At 65.0% G+C, this 15,898-nt stretch carries 15 protein-coding genes; 12 read left to right on the top strand and 3 right to left on the bottom strand.

What is annotated here, in order from left to right:
- Window positions 1-12: 12 nt before the first annotated feature.
- From F3J17_RS08595 to ftsB, 7 genes are all read left to right on the top strand, one after another.
- Window positions 13-801, top strand: coding sequence for a TatD family hydrolase (locus F3J17_RS08595; protein ID WP_167056119.1), 789 nt, complete (start codon window positions 13-15; stop codon window positions 799-801).
- 102 nt (window positions 802-903) lie between these two features.
- Window positions 904-3,477: a ComEC/Rec2 family competence protein gene (locus F3J17_RS08590; protein WP_167056116.1), complete on the top strand. Its 2,574-nt coding sequence runs from the start codon at window positions 904-906 to the stop codon at window positions 3,475-3,477.
- Window positions 3,478-3,578: 101 nt separating this feature from the next.
- Window positions 3,579-4,382, top strand: a complete 804-nt coding sequence (locus tag F3J17_RS08585; protein ID WP_167056114.1) for an alpha/beta hydrolase — start codon at window positions 3,579-3,581, stop codon at window positions 4,380-4,382.
- A 196-nt stretch (window positions 4,383-4,578) separates the two neighbouring features.
- On the top strand, window positions 4,579-6,240 hold the full coding sequence (locus tag F3J17_RS08580) for a CTP synthase (protein ID WP_167056112.1): 1,662 nt from the start codon (window positions 4,579-4,581) through the stop codon (window positions 6,238-6,240).
- Window positions 6,237-7,091: a 3-deoxy-8-phosphooctulonate synthase gene (gene kdsA, locus F3J17_RS08575; RefSeq protein ID WP_167056110.1), complete on the top strand. Its 855-nt coding sequence runs from the start codon at window positions 6,237-6,239 to the stop codon at window positions 7,089-7,091. Before F3J17_RS08580 ends, kdsA begins: the two co-directional genes overlap by 4 nt.
- Before the next feature lie 391 nt (window positions 7,092-7,482).
- Window positions 7,483-8,766, top strand: a complete 1,284-nt coding sequence (gene eno, locus F3J17_RS08570; protein WP_167056108.1) for a phosphopyruvate hydratase — start codon at window positions 7,483-7,485, stop codon at window positions 8,764-8,766.
- A 100-nt stretch (window positions 8,767-8,866) separates the two neighbouring features.
- Entirely contained in the window at window positions 8,867-9,286 is a 420-nt protein-coding gene (gene ftsB / locus F3J17_RS08565) for a cell division protein FtsB (protein ID WP_167056106.1), read from the top strand.
- Window positions 9,287-9,390: 104 nt separating this feature from the next.
- Here ftsB and F3J17_RS08560 read toward each other — a convergent pair whose 3' ends face one another.
- From F3J17_RS08560 to F3J17_RS08550, 3 genes are all read right to left on the bottom strand, one after another.
- Entirely contained in the window at window positions 9,391-9,702 is a 312-nt protein-coding gene (locus F3J17_RS08560; RefSeq protein ID WP_240160877.1) for a hypothetical protein, read from the bottom strand.
- Between the two features lie 150 nt (window positions 9,703-9,852).
- Window positions 9,853-10,815, bottom strand: a complete 963-nt coding sequence (gene hslO, locus F3J17_RS08555; RefSeq protein ID WP_167056104.1) for an Hsp33 family molecular chaperone HslO — start codon at window positions 10,813-10,815, stop codon at window positions 9,853-9,855.
- 65 nt (window positions 10,816-10,880) lie between these two features.
- Window positions 10,881-11,405 (bottom strand): gamma carbonic anhydrase family protein, encoded by a 525-nt coding sequence (locus F3J17_RS08550; protein WP_167056102.1) that lies wholly within the window; start codon window positions 11,403-11,405, stop codon window positions 10,881-10,883.
- A gap of 185 nt (window positions 11,406-11,590) precedes the next feature.
- On the opposite strand from F3J17_RS08550, the gene F3J17_RS08545 reads away from it, so the two are divergent.
- From F3J17_RS08545 to F3J17_RS08525, 5 genes are all read left to right on the top strand, one after another.
- Entirely contained in the window at window positions 11,591-12,466 is an 876-nt protein-coding gene (locus F3J17_RS08545) for a ferritin-like domain-containing protein (protein ID WP_167056099.1), read from the top strand.
- 69 nt (window positions 12,467-12,535) lie between these two features.
- Window positions 12,536-13,444, top strand: a complete 909-nt coding sequence (locus F3J17_RS08540) for an alpha/beta fold hydrolase (protein ID WP_167056097.1) — start codon at window positions 12,536-12,538, stop codon at window positions 13,442-13,444.
- A gap of 94 nt (window positions 13,445-13,538) precedes the next feature.
- Window positions 13,539-14,369, top strand: a complete 831-nt coding sequence (locus F3J17_RS08535) for a 3',5'-nucleoside bisphosphate phosphatase (protein ID WP_167056095.1) — start codon at window positions 13,539-13,541, stop codon at window positions 14,367-14,369.
- 133 nt (window positions 14,370-14,502) lie between these two features.
- A complete protein-coding gene (locus F3J17_RS08530; RefSeq protein WP_167056092.1) occupies window positions 14,503-15,138 on the top strand; it encodes an L-threonylcarbamoyladenylate synthase in 636 nt (211 codons plus the stop codon).
- A 94-nt stretch (window positions 15,139-15,232) separates the two neighbouring features.
- Window positions 15,233-15,898, top strand: a complete 666-nt coding sequence (locus tag F3J17_RS08525) for a site-2 protease family protein (protein ID WP_167056083.1) — start codon at window positions 15,233-15,235, stop codon at window positions 15,896-15,898.

Raw genomic sequence — 15,898 nt, 5'->3', positions numbered from 1 at the left:
GGAGCGCGCTGCATGTGGATCGACACGCATTGCCATCTGGATGCCGGTGAGTTCGATGCGGACCGCGATGCGGTGGCATCGAACGCGCTTGAGGCGGGCGTCTCGCGCATCGTGATTCCGGCCGTTGCGCGCTGGAATTTCGACACGGTGCGCGGGCTCGCCCACCGCACGCCCGGCGCGGTCTACGCGCTGGGGATTCATCCGCTCTACACACCGGACGCGCGCGACGAGGACATCGCTGAGTTGCGGGCGCAGATCGAGGCGAGTCTCGACGATCCGAAGTTCGTGGGTATCGGCGAAATCGGCCTCGATTTTTTCGTGCCGGGACTCGACGAGTCGCGCCAGCAGCACTTCTATGACGCGCAACTGAAGCTTGCGCGCGAGTTCGATCTGCCCGCTATCTGTCATGTGCGCAAGTCGCAGGACAAGGTGCTGGCGGGTTTGCGCCGCAACGGCGTGCGCAGCGGCATCGCGCATGCGTTCAACGGCAGCTTCCAGCAGGCGAAGGCTTTCATCGATCACGGCATGCATCTGGGCTTTGGCGGCAATACAACGTTCGAGCGCGCGTTGCAGATCCGGCGGCTTGCGCAGGAATTGCCGCTGGAGGCGATCGTGATGGAAACCGATGCGCCCGATATCTCGCCGTCCTGGCTTTACAAGCAGCGCAACACGCCGGATCAGGTGCCGCGCATCGGCGCCGTACTGGCGGCCTTGCGTGGCCTGACGCCCGAGGAAATCGCCCTTGGCACAACGGCCAACGCTGCGGCGGCGCTGCCGCGGCTCGCGCTTTCATCTGCATAATTTCCGCATGAGGTGAGGCGTGTTGTGCGCCCGAAATCGGCGACGTGACGTTGCATGAGCGATGTCGCGCGGGCTGCGTTTTGCCTCTTTTCGGGAGGGGCGATGCGGGTTGTATGGTGCGGATTTGCGCTGGGTGTGATCGTGCTGCAGCGTCAGGCCAGGTTGCCGGGGTGGGGCGCGTGGTTCGGGTTGCTGCTGTGCGCCGTGCTTGCCGCGATGTGGGCGGTCTGGGCATTGCGCGAGCCCGGGAGCGCGAGCGGCTGGCAGGCGGCTCGACGCGCTTGTGGGTGGCTGGCGATCGGCGTCGCTGCGGCTTGTCTCGGTCTGGGTTACGCGGCATGGCGCGCGGAACTGCGGCTCGCGTCTGAGCTTCCCGCGGAGTGGCAAAAGCGCGATATCGAAGTAACTGGCCATATCGCCCGCATGCTTTCCCAGGATGCGGGCGCGGCAAGTTTTCTTTTCGCGGTCGAGTCGTGGGGGCGTGCGCCCGTTGACGCGCACGCGCTGCCCGAGCTGCTTCAACTAAGCTGGGTGGCGCGCGATGCGGCCTTGCCCGTGCTCGTGCCCGGCGCGCGCTGGCGGCTCGATGTGCGCCTGAAGCGCCCGCATGCGGAAGGCAACTTCGGCCTGCGCGATGGCGAGGCGACGCTGCTTTCGCGCGGTGTGCGCGCAAGCGGTTACGTAAGCGATGAACAGCACGCCACGCGCTTGTTTCCCGATGCGCAAGGCCTGGGCGTACGCATCGAGCGCACGCGGGCCGCTGTGCGCGCTCGCATCGATCGTGTGCTTGCCGATGCGCCGCATCGCGGCATCGTCATCGCGCTCGCGACGGGTGCACAGGACGCCGTCAGCGACGACGACTGGCGGCGCCTGCGTAACACGGGTACGAGCCACATCGTCGCGATCTCGGGTCTGCATCTTGCCTTTGTCGCCGGGCTGGCGGGCTGGGCTGCGGGTGCGTTCTGGCGACGGGCGCGCTGGCGCGGCGTCGAAGCACCATTAATCGTCCCCGCGCAACAGGTGGCGGTGGCGGGCGCGATGATTGCAGCGGCGGCGTATGCGGCGCTCGCGGGCTTCAACGTGCCGGTGCAGCGCGCGTTGTGGATGCTCGCGGTGACCGCGATAGCGTTGTGGCGCTCGCGGGAAGTGTCGCGAAGTCATGTGCTGGCGTGGGCGCTCGGGCTGGTCTTGCTGCGCGATCCGTGGGCGGTGACGGCGGCGGGCTTCTGGCTGTCGTTCGGCGCGGTCGGAGCGATTCTGTTTGCCGCGAGCGGCGTGCCACGCGTGCGTCGCGATAACGATGCCGATACCGCGCTGTCGCCCGACGAACTCGATCCGATGCGCGAGCACGAAGCATCGCCGCAGCGTGTGGGGCGTCTGCGCGCGCTTCGCATCCGCATCGCTACACGTTCGCGCGCGTTCTTCCAGCGCTGGACAGGAAGGCTGGCCGATAGCGCGCGCGTTCAATGGGCCGTCACACTCGCGCTTGCGCCGCTCACCGCCTATTGGTTCATGCAGATTCCGCTGATCGGCCCGCTCGCCAATGCGGGCGCGATTCCCTGGGTGAGCATGTTCGTCACGCCGATGGTGCTAGCCGGAGTGGCGCTGCCCGCGCCGCTGGACGGCTACGCGTGGCAGTCGGCGCATACGATGCTGAACTGGCTTCTGGACGCGCTCGGCATGCTTGAAGGCTGGCCGTGGGCGCTGCTGCGCCTGCCACAACCGGGCGTGTTCGCGTTGTGCTGCGCGGGCGTCGGCGTTGTCTGGCTGCTTGCGCCGCGTGGCTGGCCGTTGCGCTGGCTCGCGCCTTTTACGTGGTTGCCGCTACTCGTGCCGTCACCGAATGGGCCGCCGCAGGGTGCGTTCCGGCTGACGGCGCTGGATATCGGGCAGGGTACTTCGGTGCTGGTGGAGACTTCGCGTCACGCGTTGCTGTTCGACGCCGGCCCGGGGCCCGAGTCGACCCACGCGGGCGAGCGCATCGTCGCGCCGTATCTGCAGACGCACGGTGTGATGCGCCTCGACACTCTCATGATCAGCCACGACGATTCCGATCATTCGGGCGGCGCGCCCGCCGTGCTCGACGCCGTGCCGGTGCGTGAGTTCGTGGCGGGTATCCTGCCCGCCCATCGGCTCTGGACTAGCGCGCGCAAGCTGGGCGCGCAAACCGTGCAATGCGCGGCGGGGCAGCGCTGGCAATGGGACGGCGTGGACTTCGAAGTCCTTTGGCCCGATCCTGGGCCGCTCACCGGCAAACCGAACGCGCATTGCTGCGTGCTGCGTGTTTCCACGGCGCAAGGCGGCGCGGGCGCGGTGTCCGCACTGCTTGCCGCCGATATCGAAGCCAGCGCGGAGCGCACACTGGTCGCCCGCGACGCCGCCCGCCTGCGCTCGCAGGTGCTCGTGGTGCCGCATCACGGCAGCCGCACATCGTCGACTGAACCGTTCCTCGATTCTGTCTGGCCGCTCGTCGCAATATTTCAGGTAGGCTACCTGAACCGTTTTCATCATCCGCATCCGGGCGTGTATGCGCGCTACGCCTCGCGCCATATCGTGCTCGCGCGTAGCGACGCCGATGGTGCGGTGCGGATCGAGGCCGCGCCCGGCACGCTCGCCGTCGAACGCTTTCGCGACACGCAGCGGCGTTACTGGATGGATACGGCGAGCGACGAATAAGATCGCGCCGCAACACAATCAACAAGACAGACAAAGGGAGCAGGCGTCGCGCCGCGGCAAGCCACGGCGCACCCGCCATCTGGAACGGAGACAACAAGACATTGAAGAACGTCATCCACTTTTCTCACGCCAACGGCTTTCCAGCCTCGACCTACGGCACGCTCTTCGCCGAACTCGGCGACACCTACGAGCTGCGCTACATCGAGCGCATCGGCCATGACGTGCGGTTTCCAGTCACGCGCGACTGGCCGCACCTCGTCGATCAATTGCTGGAGGACATCGGCCGCCTTTACGAGCAGCCGGTCTGGCTGGTCGGGCATTCGCTGGGCGGCTATTTGTCGCTGATGGCCGCGCTCAAGAAACCGCAGTGGGTGAGGGGCGTGGTGATGCTCGACTCGCCGGTGATCGCGGGCTGGCGCAGCAGCATGCTCAAGGTGTCGCAATGGACCGGCCTGGACGAGCGTCTGTCGCCCGCGGCGGCCACACGCACGCGCCGCACCCAATGGGCGAGCCGCGACGAGGCATGGCGACACTTCCATTCGAAGCCGGCGTTCGCGCGCTGGGACGAGCGCGTGCTGTCCGACTATATCGACCACGGCATTCCTCAGACTTCAGCCGATGGCACGCGCACGCTCGCCTTCGACCGTCGCACCGAATATCTGATCTATCGCACCTTGCCGCATACCTTCGGCACGCGTCTCGCCCATGGATCGCCGGTGCCGATCAGCTTCATCGCCGGTACGCAATCGAAGGAGATGCGCCAGGTCGGCATCGCGGCGACGCAGCGGCTGGCGGGTGAGCGGCTGGAGTGGATCGAGGGCAGTCATCTGTATCCGATGGAGCGTCCGATCGAGACCGCCCGCGCCGTGCAGCGTATGCTCTACGCGATGGAGAACGGCAGCTGAAAATCGGGCAGGGCGCGCGTGCGCTCAAAGGGCGGGAACAGGGAGCGAACAAGGAGCGACTGGCCGACGAGCGCTTGACAAGATGGTCGCAAGACGCATGGCGGCGGCGCACAGCATTTGTGCACAGCGCCCAAGCAAAATTCAGGGTTAGCCCTTGCTTTACGGTATAATCCGTTTTTCCCGCGAGCATCCAGCGATGACCAAATATGTATTCGTCACCGGCGGCGTAGTTTCTTCCCTCGGCAAGGGTATTGCCGCCGCTTCCCTCGCCGCGATCCTCGAATCGCGCGGTCTGAAAGTCACCCTCCTCAAGCTCGATCCTTACATCAACGTCGACCCCGGCACGATGAGCCCGTTCCAGCACGGCGAAGTGTTCGTGACGGAAGACGGAGCGGAGACCGACCTCGACCTCGGCCACTATGAGCGCTTCATCACCACGAAGATGCGCAAGGCCAACAACTTCACCACGGGCCAGATTTACGAATCGGTGATCCGCAAGGAACGCCGCGGCGACTATCTTGGCAAGACGGTGCAGGTCATCCCGCACATCACCAATGAAATCCAGGCGTTCGTCGAACGCGGCGCGGCTTCCGCGACGTGCGGCGAGCCGGATGTGGCCATCGTCGAAGTCGGCGGCACGGTCGGCGACATTGAGTCGCTGCCGTTCCTCGAAGCCGCGCGTCAGATGAGCCTGCGCCTCGGTCGCAACAGCTGCTGTTTCGTGCACCTGACGCTGGTGCCGTTCATCGCCACCGCTGGCGAGCTGAAGACCAAGCCCACGCAGCATAGCGTGCAGAAGCTGCGCGAAATCGGTATCTATCCGAACGTGCTGCTGTGCCGTGCCGACCGCCGCATTCCGGACGACGAGCGCTCGAAAATCTCGATGTTCTCCAACGTGCCGGAAGACTCCGTGATTTCGGTGTGGGACGCCGACAGCATCTACAAGATTCCGCAGATGCTGCACGATCAAGGCCTCGACTCGATCGTCTGCGACGAACTGAAGCTCTCCGCCAAGCCCGCCGATCTGTCGATCTGGTCGGAAATGGTCGAGAAGCTCGAGAACCCGCAGCACGAAGTCACCATCGGCATGGTCGGCAAGTATGTCGATCTGACCGAGTCGTACAAGTCGCTGATCGAAGCGCTGCGCCATGCCTCGATCAAGACCTCGACCAAGGTCAACATCGAGTACATCGATTCGGAAGTGATCGACGAGCAGGGCGTCGACAGCCTCAAGCACCTCGACGCGATCCTCGTGCCGGGCGGCTTTGGCCGTCGTGGCACCGAAGGCAAGATCAAGGCGATCCAGTACGCCCGTGAAGCGAAGGTGCCGTACCTGGGCATCTGCCTGGGTATGCAGCTCGCCGTGATCGAATTCGCACGTGACGTGGTGGGCCTGAAGCACGCCAACAGCACGGAATTCGACGCAGACACGCCGGACCGCGTGGTCGCGCTCATCACCGAATGGGCCGACCGCGAAGGCAAGGTTGAAAAGCGCAGCGAAGATTCGGACCTCGGCGGCACGATGCGCCTGGGCTCGCAGCGCTGCCCGATCAAGCCCGGCACGCTCGCATCGGAAATCTATGGCAAGGACGTGAACGAACGTCACCGTCACCGTTATGAAGTCAATAACGGCTACGTGCCCAAGCTTGAGGCTGGCGGCCTTATCATCAGCGCCCGTACTCCGAGCGAAGATCTGCCGGAAATGATGGAACTGCCGCGCGAGATGCACCCGTGGTTCGTCGGCGTCCAGTTCCACCCGGAATTCACGTCCACGCCGCGCGACGGCCATCCGCTGTTCAAGGCGTATGTCGAAGCGGCAGTCGCGCACCAGCAGGCGCGCGCTGAGGAGAAAGCATGAATCTGTGCGGTTTCGAGGTCGGTCTAGACAAGCCGTTCTTCCTGATTGCAGGCACCTGTGTGATCGAATCGGAACAGATGACGATCGACACGGCGGGCCGCCTGAAGGAAATCACCGCGAAGCTCGGCATCCCGTTCATCTACAAGTCGTCGTTCGACAAGGCCAATCGTTCGAGCGGCAAGTCGTTCCGCGGTCTGGGGATGGACGAGGGTCTGCGCATCCTGTCCGAAGTGAAGCGCCAGCTCGGCCTGCCCGTGCTGACGGACATTCACACGGAAGAGGAAGTGGGTCCGGTGGCATCGGTCGTGGACGTCCTGCAGACGCCCGCGTTCCTGTGCCGTCAGACGGATTTCATCCACGCTTGCGCACGTTCGGGCAAGCCGGTGAACATCAAGAAAGGCCAGTTCCTCGCGCCGCACGATATGAAGAACGTGATCGACAAGGCGCGCGACGCAGCGCGTGAAGCGGGTCTTTCCGAAGACCGTTTCATGGCCTGCGAACGCGGTGTCTCGTTCGGTTACAACAACCTCGTTTCGGACATGCGCTCGCTCGCGATCATGCGCGAGACGGCAGCGCCGGTCGTGATGGACGTCACGCACTCGGTGCAATTGCCGGGCGGCCAGGGCACCAGCTCGGGCGGCCAGCGCGAATTCGTGCCGGTGCTCGCACGCGCGGCTGTCGCGACGGGCGTGGCGGGTCTCTTCATGGAGACGCACCCGAACCCGGCGCAAGCGAAGTCCGATGGTCCGAACGCGGTGCCGTTGAACCGCATGGCCGACCTGCTCGAAACGCTCGTGACGCTCGACCAGGCAGTCAAGCGCACGCCGTTCCTCGAGAACGACTTCAACTGATTCACGCAGTAACGCCGCGACGCACTTCATGTGCGTCGTGTGCTTTGATGTTTCGCTTTGTGTTTTTACGCGCCGCTTCGATTGCATGAGCGGCGCGATGGAGGAGCCGCGGCGAGCGGCCCGCCGCAGCAGCAGGTGTCATGAAGCGATGCCATGCTGCGCAGGAGGGCAAGCGCGCCGCGCCAGATGTACAAGGCAGCGTGGCGGCCCGGCGGTTACGGCATTGCGTAACCTTCGCGCCGCAACAAGTTGAATCCGACGACCGCGCCGCCTGTCCCTTGGGTGCTGTAACCCGACGGTGTGTCCCGCCCGTGCGCAGAAGCTGCGCCGCGCGTGACGATGCAGAAGGCGTGTTGTCTCGCAAGAATTACTGTCATTTCCTGAGGAAACCATGAGTGCAATCGTAGATATCATCGGTCGCGAGATTCTGGATTCGCGCGGCAATCCCACCGTCGAATGCGACGTGCTGCTCGAATCGGGCACGATGGGCCGCGCGGCAGTGCCGTCGGGCGCATCCACCGGCTCGCGCGAAGCGATCGAACTGCGCGACGGCGAAGCCGGCCGCTACAACGGCAAGGGCGTGCTGAAGGCCGTCGAGCACATCAACACCGAAATCTCCGAGGCAATCATGGGCCTCGACGCATCGGAACAGGCCTTCCTCGACAAGACCCTGCTCGAACTCGACGGCACCGACAACAAGTCGCGCCTCGGTGCGAACGCGATGCTGGCTGTCTCGATGGCCGTTGCGAAGGCTGCCGCCGAAGAAGCCGGCCTGCCGCTGTACCGCTACTTCGGCGGTTCGGGCGCGATGCAACTGCCGGTGCCGATGATGAACATCGTCAACGGCGGCGCGCACGCCAACAACAGCCTGGACATCCAGGAATTCATGATCGTGCCGGTGAGCCAGCCGACGTTCCGCGAAGCACTGCGTTGCGGCGCGGAAATTTTCCACGCGCTCAAGAAGATCCTCTCGGATCGCGGCATGAGCACGGCCGTGGGCGACGAAGGCGGCTTCGCACCGAACTTCGGCAGCAACGACGAATGCCTCTCGACCATCCTGCAAGCGATCGAAAAGGCGGGCTACCGCGCCGGTGAAGACGTGCTGCTCGCGCTCGACTGCGCAGCCAGCGAGTTCTACCACGACGGCAAGTACCAGCTGGCGGGCGAAGGCCTGCAGCTGTCGTCGGCTGAATTCGCCGACTACCTGGCCACGCTGGCAGACAAGTTCCCGATCGTCTCGATCGAAGACGGCATGCACGAAAGCGACTGGGCAGGCTGGAAGCTGCTGACCGACAAGCTCGGCAAGAAGGTCCAGCTGGTGGGCGACGACCTGTTCGTCACCAACACGCGCATCCTGAAGGAAGGCATCGACAAGGGCATCGCCAACTCGATCCTGATCAAGATCAACCAGATCGGCACGCTGACGGAAACCTTCGCAGCAATCGAAATGGCCAAGCGCGCCGGTTACACGGCCGTCATTTCGCACCGTTCGGGCGAAACCGAAGATTCGACCATCGCGGACATCGCTGTCGGCCTGAACGCTGGTCAGATCAAGACCGGTTCGCTCTCGCGCAGCGACCGTATCTCGAAGTACAACCAGCTGCTGCGCATCGAGGAAGACCTCGGTGATATCGCCAGCTACCCGGGCAAGTCGGCGTTCTATAACCTGCGTTAAGCAGAACTGAGCCCGGCAGCGGCCTTGCTGTCCCACTTCGTTATCCTTTCCGCCGCCCTGCGTTAAGCGCAGGGCGGCGTGTATTTATCCGGCACTACTCATGCGGCTTGTCACTGTCGTCCTGATCATCCTGCTTGCGCTGATCCAGTATCCGCTCTGGTGGGGCCATGGCGGCTGGCTGCGCGTTCACGAACTGCAAGGTGAGCTCGCGAAACAGCAGAAGCAGAACGACGACGAGAAACTGCGCAACGAACGCATTGCGGGCGAAGTGCAGGATCTGCAGAACGGCACCGCAGCGGTCGAAGAACGCGCGCGGTATGAGATGGGCATGGTGAAGGACAGCGAGGTGTTCGTGCAGTTCGTTTCGCCGAACCAGCCTTTGCCGGCGACACCCGCGGGTTCGTCGAACACCTCGACGCGCGGCGAGATGTCGACGCCGGTCAAGGTGGTGCCGAATCCCGTCTCGCGCGTGCCGGAAAAGCGGCATGGGCACAGCAAGGAAGCGAAGAAGGCGGGCTGATCCACCTGGATGGTGGACAAGCGATGGACGATAAAAAAGCGCGGCATCCGCAAGGATGACGCGCTTTTTCTTTGCTGCGAAAACCTGAAGAACCGGGGCGCTGCTTACCAGCCCCAACCCCAGCCCGGATAACCGTAGCCAACGCCGCCGCCCCAGCCACGGCCCCAGCCGCCGCTCGAGTAGCTGCCGTAGACGCTCACGGGCGGTGCGTAAGCGCGCGACCAGGCCTGCGCCGCGGCTTCGGCCGCCATCGCCTGCGATTGCTCGTTGAGCGCCTGCTGGTCGATGGCGTCGTAACGCTTGAGTTCTTCCGGCGACAATCGCGGCGCCGCAGCGGCCACACCCGATTGATTGGCGGGCAGGCGGCTGTAGATCGGCGACGGACCGGGCGGATCCATGGTGCAGCCGCTCGTCATGGCGACGCCCGCGCCGAGCGCCACGACGGCGATCAGCGTGGAGAGCCGCGAGGGTGTCGGCGAGTTGGGTAAATCAGGCCCGAAACGCTTGTTCATGTTTTTTCTTCCCGAGTCAGACGTTGCATCCCGTCCGCTCCGGGGAAGCCAGCATCAGTGACGCTGGTCCGCAGCGGGGGATACACCTTCTGAGAGCCCCGGCGTGGAGAAAAGTTGCGCCACATCGACGGGATCGAACTCGTAGCGCTGGTTGCAGTAGTCGCAATGCACCTCGATATGGCCGCGTTCTTCGATCACGCTTTCGGCTTCTTCGCGGCCCAGCATCTTGAGCATCGCGCCGACTTTCTCGCGCGTGCAGCTGCACGAGAAACGCGTGCCGGTGGGCTCGAAATGCTGCACGTTCTCTTGCCAGAAGAGGCGACGGAACAGCGTTTCCGGCTCCTGTTCGAGCAGTTCCTCGCGCTTGAGCGTGCCGCCGAGCATGCACACGCGTTCCCACGTATCGGCATCGAGTTCGTGCGGATGCGGCACGATGCCGCCGTCGCCAGGCAGCTTCTGCAGCAGCATGCCGACCGCGCGGTCCTCGTTCGCGCCCAGCCACAGACGCGTATCGAGCTGCTCCGAGTGATGCATGTAGTGTTCGAGCACTTCGGCGATCGTGGTGAGCGGGCCGTCTTCGCCGTTCATCGGCACGATGCCCTGATAGGGCTGCTGGCCGGGCTGCTTGTTGGCCGGATCGAGCGTGATCACGCAGCGGCCCTGGCCGCTGGCGTTGACGAGCTGGTCGAGCGTGAGATCGTCGGTGAACACCGAGGCATCGTTAGCGTCGATGCCGTCCGACAGACGCGCGGTAGCGCGCATCGAGAGATCCGAGCTGCACTGCACGACCAGCATCCGCACCGGGCCGTCGCCCAGGATCTGCATGATCAGCGTGCCGTCGAACTTCAGGTTGGCCGAGAGCAGGGCGCAGGCCGCCATCATCTCGCCGAGCACGGTGCGCACGGGCGCCGGGTACTGCCGGCGCGTGAGCACCTCTTGCCACGTGTTGCGCAGCGAGACGATCTCGCCCCGCACCGGCGCGGCGCTGAACATGAATTTTTGCAACTGGTCGTTCACAATCTTTTCCTTCGTTTCGTTCCTGGCGGCGCGGCCCGCGACGCACAGCGGCTCAAGCCCAGGGCTTAGCCGATGCGCACGAGCTGCGCCTTGAAATACCGCCGGCGCTCGGTGTAGACATCCGCATTGCGCTTGAGGCCGGCGATGTCCGCCTCGGTCAGCTCGCGCACCACCTTGGCGGGCGCACCGAGAATCAGCGAGTTGTCGGGGAATACCTTGCCTTCGGTGACCACCGCGCCCGCACCAACCAGACAGTTGCGGCCGATTACCGCGCCATTCAAGACCACCGCCTGAATCCCGATCAGCGCGCCTTCCTTGACGGTGCAGCCATGCAACATGGCCTGATGGCCGATCGTCACGTTGGCTTCCAGCGTGAGCGGATAGCCGGGGTCGGTATGCAACACCGCGCCTTCCTGGACGTTGCTGCGCGGGCCGACCGAGATCAGCTCGTTATCGCCACGCAGCGTCGCGCCGAACCAGACGCTTGCGTCTTCGGCCAGTTCGACCTTGCCGACGATGGTGGCGTTGTCCGCCACGAACACGCTTTCGTGAATGGTGGGCGCTGCTTCGCCAAGCTTGTAGATGGCCACGGTGTTGCGTCTCCTGTTTTCTTGCGTTGGCTGCGCTCCGCGCGCTTTCGGCACGATTCCGGCACGTTTCCGGCTTGATTCGGGCAAAAAGGTGCGGGCGGCGCAGTGCGGGTGAATCGCGTATTGTAAACGGTTGCGCCCAATGCTTCCGGGGACGCATTTTTCCGCTTTCCACCCGTTTGCCGATGAGTTCCGTGTTTTCCGCCGCCGCCGACTCCACCGATCCCTTGCCAGCCCACGCTAGCTGGCGCGCCGACGCGCTCGCCGCGCTGCGCGAGCGCGATCCGCTCGCCAAAACCGAAGCTGTCGCCGCGCTGCGTGTCCGCACGCTCGATGCGGCGAGCCGCAGTGAGGCGTACTGGGACGCCGCCCGCCCGCTGGACGCTCCCGCCGATCTGCCCGGTCGTCCCGAGCGGCCCGAACTGGTCGAGCCGCGCAGCCTGCAGCGCCGCAGCATGAGCACGCCGCAAGGGCGCGTTGTGCTCATGCACGCGCTCGCGCATATCGAATTCAACGCGATCAACCTCGCGCTCGACGCGGTCTGGCGCTTTACCGGCATGCCGGATGCCTTCTACGCCGACTGGCTCCGGGTCGCCGCCGAGGAGGCGTATCACTTTTCGCTGGTGCGTCAGCGGCTGGCCGACTACGGCCACGATTACGGCGATTTCCCGGCCCACAACGGCCTCTGGGAGATGTGCGAGCGCACCTGCGACGACGTGCTCGCGCGCATGGCGCTGGTGCCGCGCGTGCTCGAAGCGCGCGGTCTGGACGCCTCGCCGCCCATCCGCGCGCGTCTGACGCAGGCGGGAGACCACGAATCGGCGGCCATTCTCGACATCATCCTGCGCGACGAGGTCGGGCATGTGCGCATCGGCAATCACTGGTTCCGCTTCCTGTGCGATCAGCGCGGGCTGGACCCGCACGCGGCGTGGCTCGACCTTGCCGCGCGTTACCACGCGCCGAAGATGCGCGGCCCGTTCAACGTCGAGGCCAGGCGCTCGGCGGGTTTCGACGAAGCCGAACTCGACGCGCTGATCGCCCAGGACGCCGCCGAAAAATGACGTTGCGGTGGCCCGTCTGACAGATTGTGTCGATATAATCGAACGACCATTCGTTTTTTCGCGAGCGCAATGAACCTTTCCCGATCCGAATTCGTCGCCGTGAACGGCATCCGCCTGCACGTGCGCCGCTGGGGTGCCGAAGACGCGCCCGTGCTCTTCATGCTGCATGGCTGGATGGACGTGGCGGCCTCGTTCCAGTTCGTCGTCGATGCGCTGGGCGGCGACTGGCAGGTGATCGCGCCGGACATGCGCGGCTTCGGCCTGTCGGACTGGCCGGCGGCGCAGCAGGGCGGCGGCAGCTACTGGTTCCACGATTACGTCGCCGATCTCGACGCGTTGCTCGATCATTACGCGCCTGAGGGCGAGGTCAACCTCGTCGGCCATAGCCTGGGCGCGAACGTGGTGTGCTTCTACGCGGGGGTGCGGCCCGAACGCGTGCGGCGCGTGGTCGACCTGGAAGGCTTCGGTCTGCCGGCCGCCGTGCCGGCGCAAGCACCGAAGCGCGTGCGCGACTGGCTCGACGAAATGCGCTCGCCGCCGCAATTGCGCCCCTACGCGACGCTTGACGACGTGGCCGCGCGCCTCACGAAGACCAATCCGCGCCTGCTGCCCGCGCGGGCGCGTTTTCTGGCGCAGCACTGGTCGAAGCCGGTGACCGCAGCAAACCAGGCAAGCGGAGAGGGCGGCTACATGCTGCTCGGCGATCCGGCGCACAAGATGGTCAATCCGGTGCTGTACCGGCTCGAAGAGATCATGGCCGTGTGGGCCTGCGTGAGCGCGAAAGTGCTGCACGTCGAAGCCACGAATTCCGAGACGCTGGCGCGCATCGCGGGCAAGGTGCCCATCGACGAATTCAAGAAGCGTTTCGAGGCCTTTCCCGACTGGCGCGAGCGCCTGATCGAGGACGCCGGGCATATGGTCCATCACGATCAGCCCGAAGCCGTGGCGCGCCTGATCGAGGCGTTCTGCGCCGCCTGATGCGAACCGCAAGGCGAGGCCAGGCCGGCAGGGCGCGCCGGGACGGCTTCGCCGCGTTGCAGTAAAATGGATGTTTACTCTCAAGACGCCCGCAATGAACGCCGATCTCCACTGTCACTCCACTGTTTCCGACGGCCAGATGGCCCCGGCTGCCGTCGCGCAGCTGGCGAAGGCGGGCGGTGTGGGGCTGTGGGCGCTCACCGATCACGATGAACTCGGCGGCGAGCGCGAAGCGCGCGAGGCGGCTGAAGCGCTCGGCATGCGTTACCTGAGCGGCGTCGAAATCTCGGTGACGTGGGCGTCGCGCACGGTGCATATCGTCGGCCTGAATGTCGATCCCGAATGTCCAGCGCTGGTCGATGGTCTCGCGCGCACCCGCGACGGTCGTGCGACGCGCGCCGAAGCGATTGGCGAACGCCTGGACGAACTCGGTATCCCGAACGCCTACGAGGGCGCGCTCCAGTACGTCTCGAATCCCGATCTGATCTCGCGTACGCATTTCGCCCGTTTCCTGGTGGAATCGGGTCGCGCGCAGAACACCCAGGACGCCTTCACGCGCTGGCTCGGCGACGGCAAACCCGGCTACGTCTCGCACCGCTGGGCCAAGCTCGCCGATGCGCTGGGCTGGATCAAGGCGGCCGGCGGCGAAGCCGTAGTCGCGCATCCCGGACGCTACAACTACACGCAGCTCGAACTCGACGCCTTCTTCGGCGAGTTCATCGATCTGGGCGGCAAGGCCATTGAAGTCGTCACCGGCAGCCATACGCCCGATCAATACGGCGAGTATGCTGCGGTGGCGCGCCGCTTCGGCTTCGAGGCGTCGCGCGGGTCCGATTTCCATGCCAAAGGTCCGGACTCGATCGAGCCGGGCACGCTGCCGCCGCTGCCGTCAGATCTCACGCCTGTCTGGGAACGCTGGCTGTAGGCCGGGCCATCGTCGTCATTTTCGAGCCTCACTCGCGGGACCGGCGTTTCATTGAGCGCCTGCCGCCGCTGCGCGGTATAAAGAGTCCGGCTCGCTTCCCCATCCGCTACGCCTTGGTTGCCTGATTACTGATATGTCACAGTTTTTTCGGCTTCACCCAGAGAATCCGCAGCCGCGCCTCATCAAGCAGGCGGTGCAGATCATCCGCGATGGCGGCGTGATCGCGCTGCCCACCGATTCGAGCTACGCGCTGGCCGCGCGCATCGACGATAAACAGGCCGCCGAGCGTCTGCGCCGTATCCGCCATCTCGACGAAAAAGCGCTGCTCTCGCTCATGGTGCGCGATCTGTCGGAGCTGGCGAATTTCGCGATGGTGGATAACCGCCAGTACCGGCTGATCAAATCGGTCACGCCGGGGCCGTATGTGTTCGTCCTCGAAGCCACCAAGGAAGTGCCGCGCCGTCTTTCGCATCCGTCGCGCAAAACGATCGGCCTGCGCGTGCCGGGGCATCCGATTCCGCTGGCGATCCTCGAAGAACTGGGCGAGCCGCTGCTCGCCTCGACGCTGATCCTGCCGCCCGACACCGATCCGCTCAACGATCCCGAAGAGATCCGCGAACGCCTGGAAAAACAGCTCGATCTGGTGATCGACGGCGGCGCCTGTCCCTGGGAGCCGTCGACGATCGTCGATCTGAGCGGTCCGGAGCCCGTGCTGGTACGCGCCGGGCGCGGCTCGCTCGCGCCGTTCGGGCTCGAAGAGCAGGCGTGACGCGCGCCTGACGCTACGAGCGTCAAGCGTCCAAGCCAACCCACAAACGTCCACGAAGCAGCGCAGCGCCAGCGCGTTGTTACAATACGCCGCCATGGAAGCCACGATCATTCAGACGCTCGTCGTCTACGCCTTGCCCGTCATCTTCGCGATTACGTTGCACGAAGCCGCGCACGGCTATGTCGCGCGCATGCTCGGCGACAACACCGCCTACGTGCTCGGGCGCGTCTCGCTCAACCCGATGCGCCATATCGATCCGGTCGGCACCATCGCCATGCCGCTGATCCTCTATTTCCTTACGAGCGGCGCTTTCGTGTTCGGCTACGCCAAGCCGGTGCCGATTGCATTCGGTAATCTGCGCAATCCGCGCTGGGGCACGCTGTGGGTCGCGGCGGCGGGCCCGGCCTGCAATTTCGTGCAGGCGCTGGTGTGGGGCGTGTTCGGCGTAGCGCTCGCGGTGATGGGCGTGGACGAAGCATTCTTCACGCGCATGGCCGCGGCCGGTGTGGGCGTGAATCTGGTGCTCGGCGTGCTCAATCTCTTTCCGCTGCCGCCGATGGACGGCGGCCGGGTGCTCGCGGCGCTGCTGCCCACGCGCGCGAGCATTGCGCTCTCGCGCCTCGAGCCCTATGGTTTCATCATCGTGATGGCGCTGCTGGTCTCCGGCGTCTTCACGCGATTCTGGCTGCACCCGCTCGTGTCGATCGGCTACGACGTGGTGACGGCAGTGCTTACTCCCCTTGTATCGCTATTCTCATAA

It is taken from the genome of Burkholderia sp. Ax-1719, from assembly GCF_011753055.1.
Lineage (GTDB): Bacteria > Pseudomonadota > Gammaproteobacteria > Burkholderiales > Burkholderiaceae > Paraburkholderia.
The sequence above is the reverse complement of the archived record's forward strand: the minus strand, read 5'-3'. Positions and strand labels throughout refer to the sequence as shown.

Bases quoted from the DNA above. Each gene is read 5' to 3' on its own strand.
- F3J17_RS08595 (WP_167056119.1), top strand. From the start codon at position 13: ATGTGGATCGACACGCATTGCCATCTGGATGCCGGTGAGTTCGATGCG.
- F3J17_RS08590 (WP_167056116.1), top strand. From the start codon at position 904: ATGCGGGTTGTATGGTGCGGATTTGCGCTGGGTGTGATCGTGCTGCAG.
- F3J17_RS08580 (WP_167056112.1), top strand. From the start codon at position 4,579: ATGACCAAATATGTATTCGTCACCGGCGGCGTAGTTTCTTCCCTCGGC.
- kdsA (WP_167056110.1), top strand. From the start codon at position 6,237: ATGAATCTGTGCGGTTTCGAGGTCGGTCTAGACAAGCCGTTCTTCCTG.
- eno (WP_167056108.1), top strand. From the start codon at position 7,483: ATGAGTGCAATCGTAGATATCATCGGTCGCGAGATTCTGGATTCGCGC.
- ftsB (WP_167056106.1), top strand. From the start codon at position 8,867: ATGCGGCTTGTCACTGTCGTCCTGATCATCCTGCTTGCGCTGATCCAG.
- F3J17_RS08560 (WP_240160877.1), bottom strand. From the start codon at position 9,702: ATGACGAGCGGCTGCACCATGGATCCGCCCGGTCCGTCGCCGATCTAC.
- F3J17_RS08545 (WP_167056099.1), top strand. From the start codon at position 11,591: ATGAGTTCCGTGTTTTCCGCCGCCGCCGACTCCACCGATCCCTTGCCA.
- F3J17_RS08540 (WP_167056097.1), top strand. From the start codon at position 12,536: ATGAACCTTTCCCGATCCGAATTCGTCGCCGTGAACGGCATCCGCCTG.
- F3J17_RS08535 (WP_167056095.1), top strand. From the start codon at position 13,539: ATGAACGCCGATCTCCACTGTCACTCCACTGTTTCCGACGGCCAGATG.
- F3J17_RS08530 (WP_167056092.1), top strand. From the start codon at position 14,503: ATGTCACAGTTTTTTCGGCTTCACCCAGAGAATCCGCAGCCGCGCCTC.
- F3J17_RS08525 (WP_167056083.1), top strand. From the start codon at position 15,233: ATGGAAGCCACGATCATTCAGACGCTCGTCGTCTACGCCTTGCCCGTC.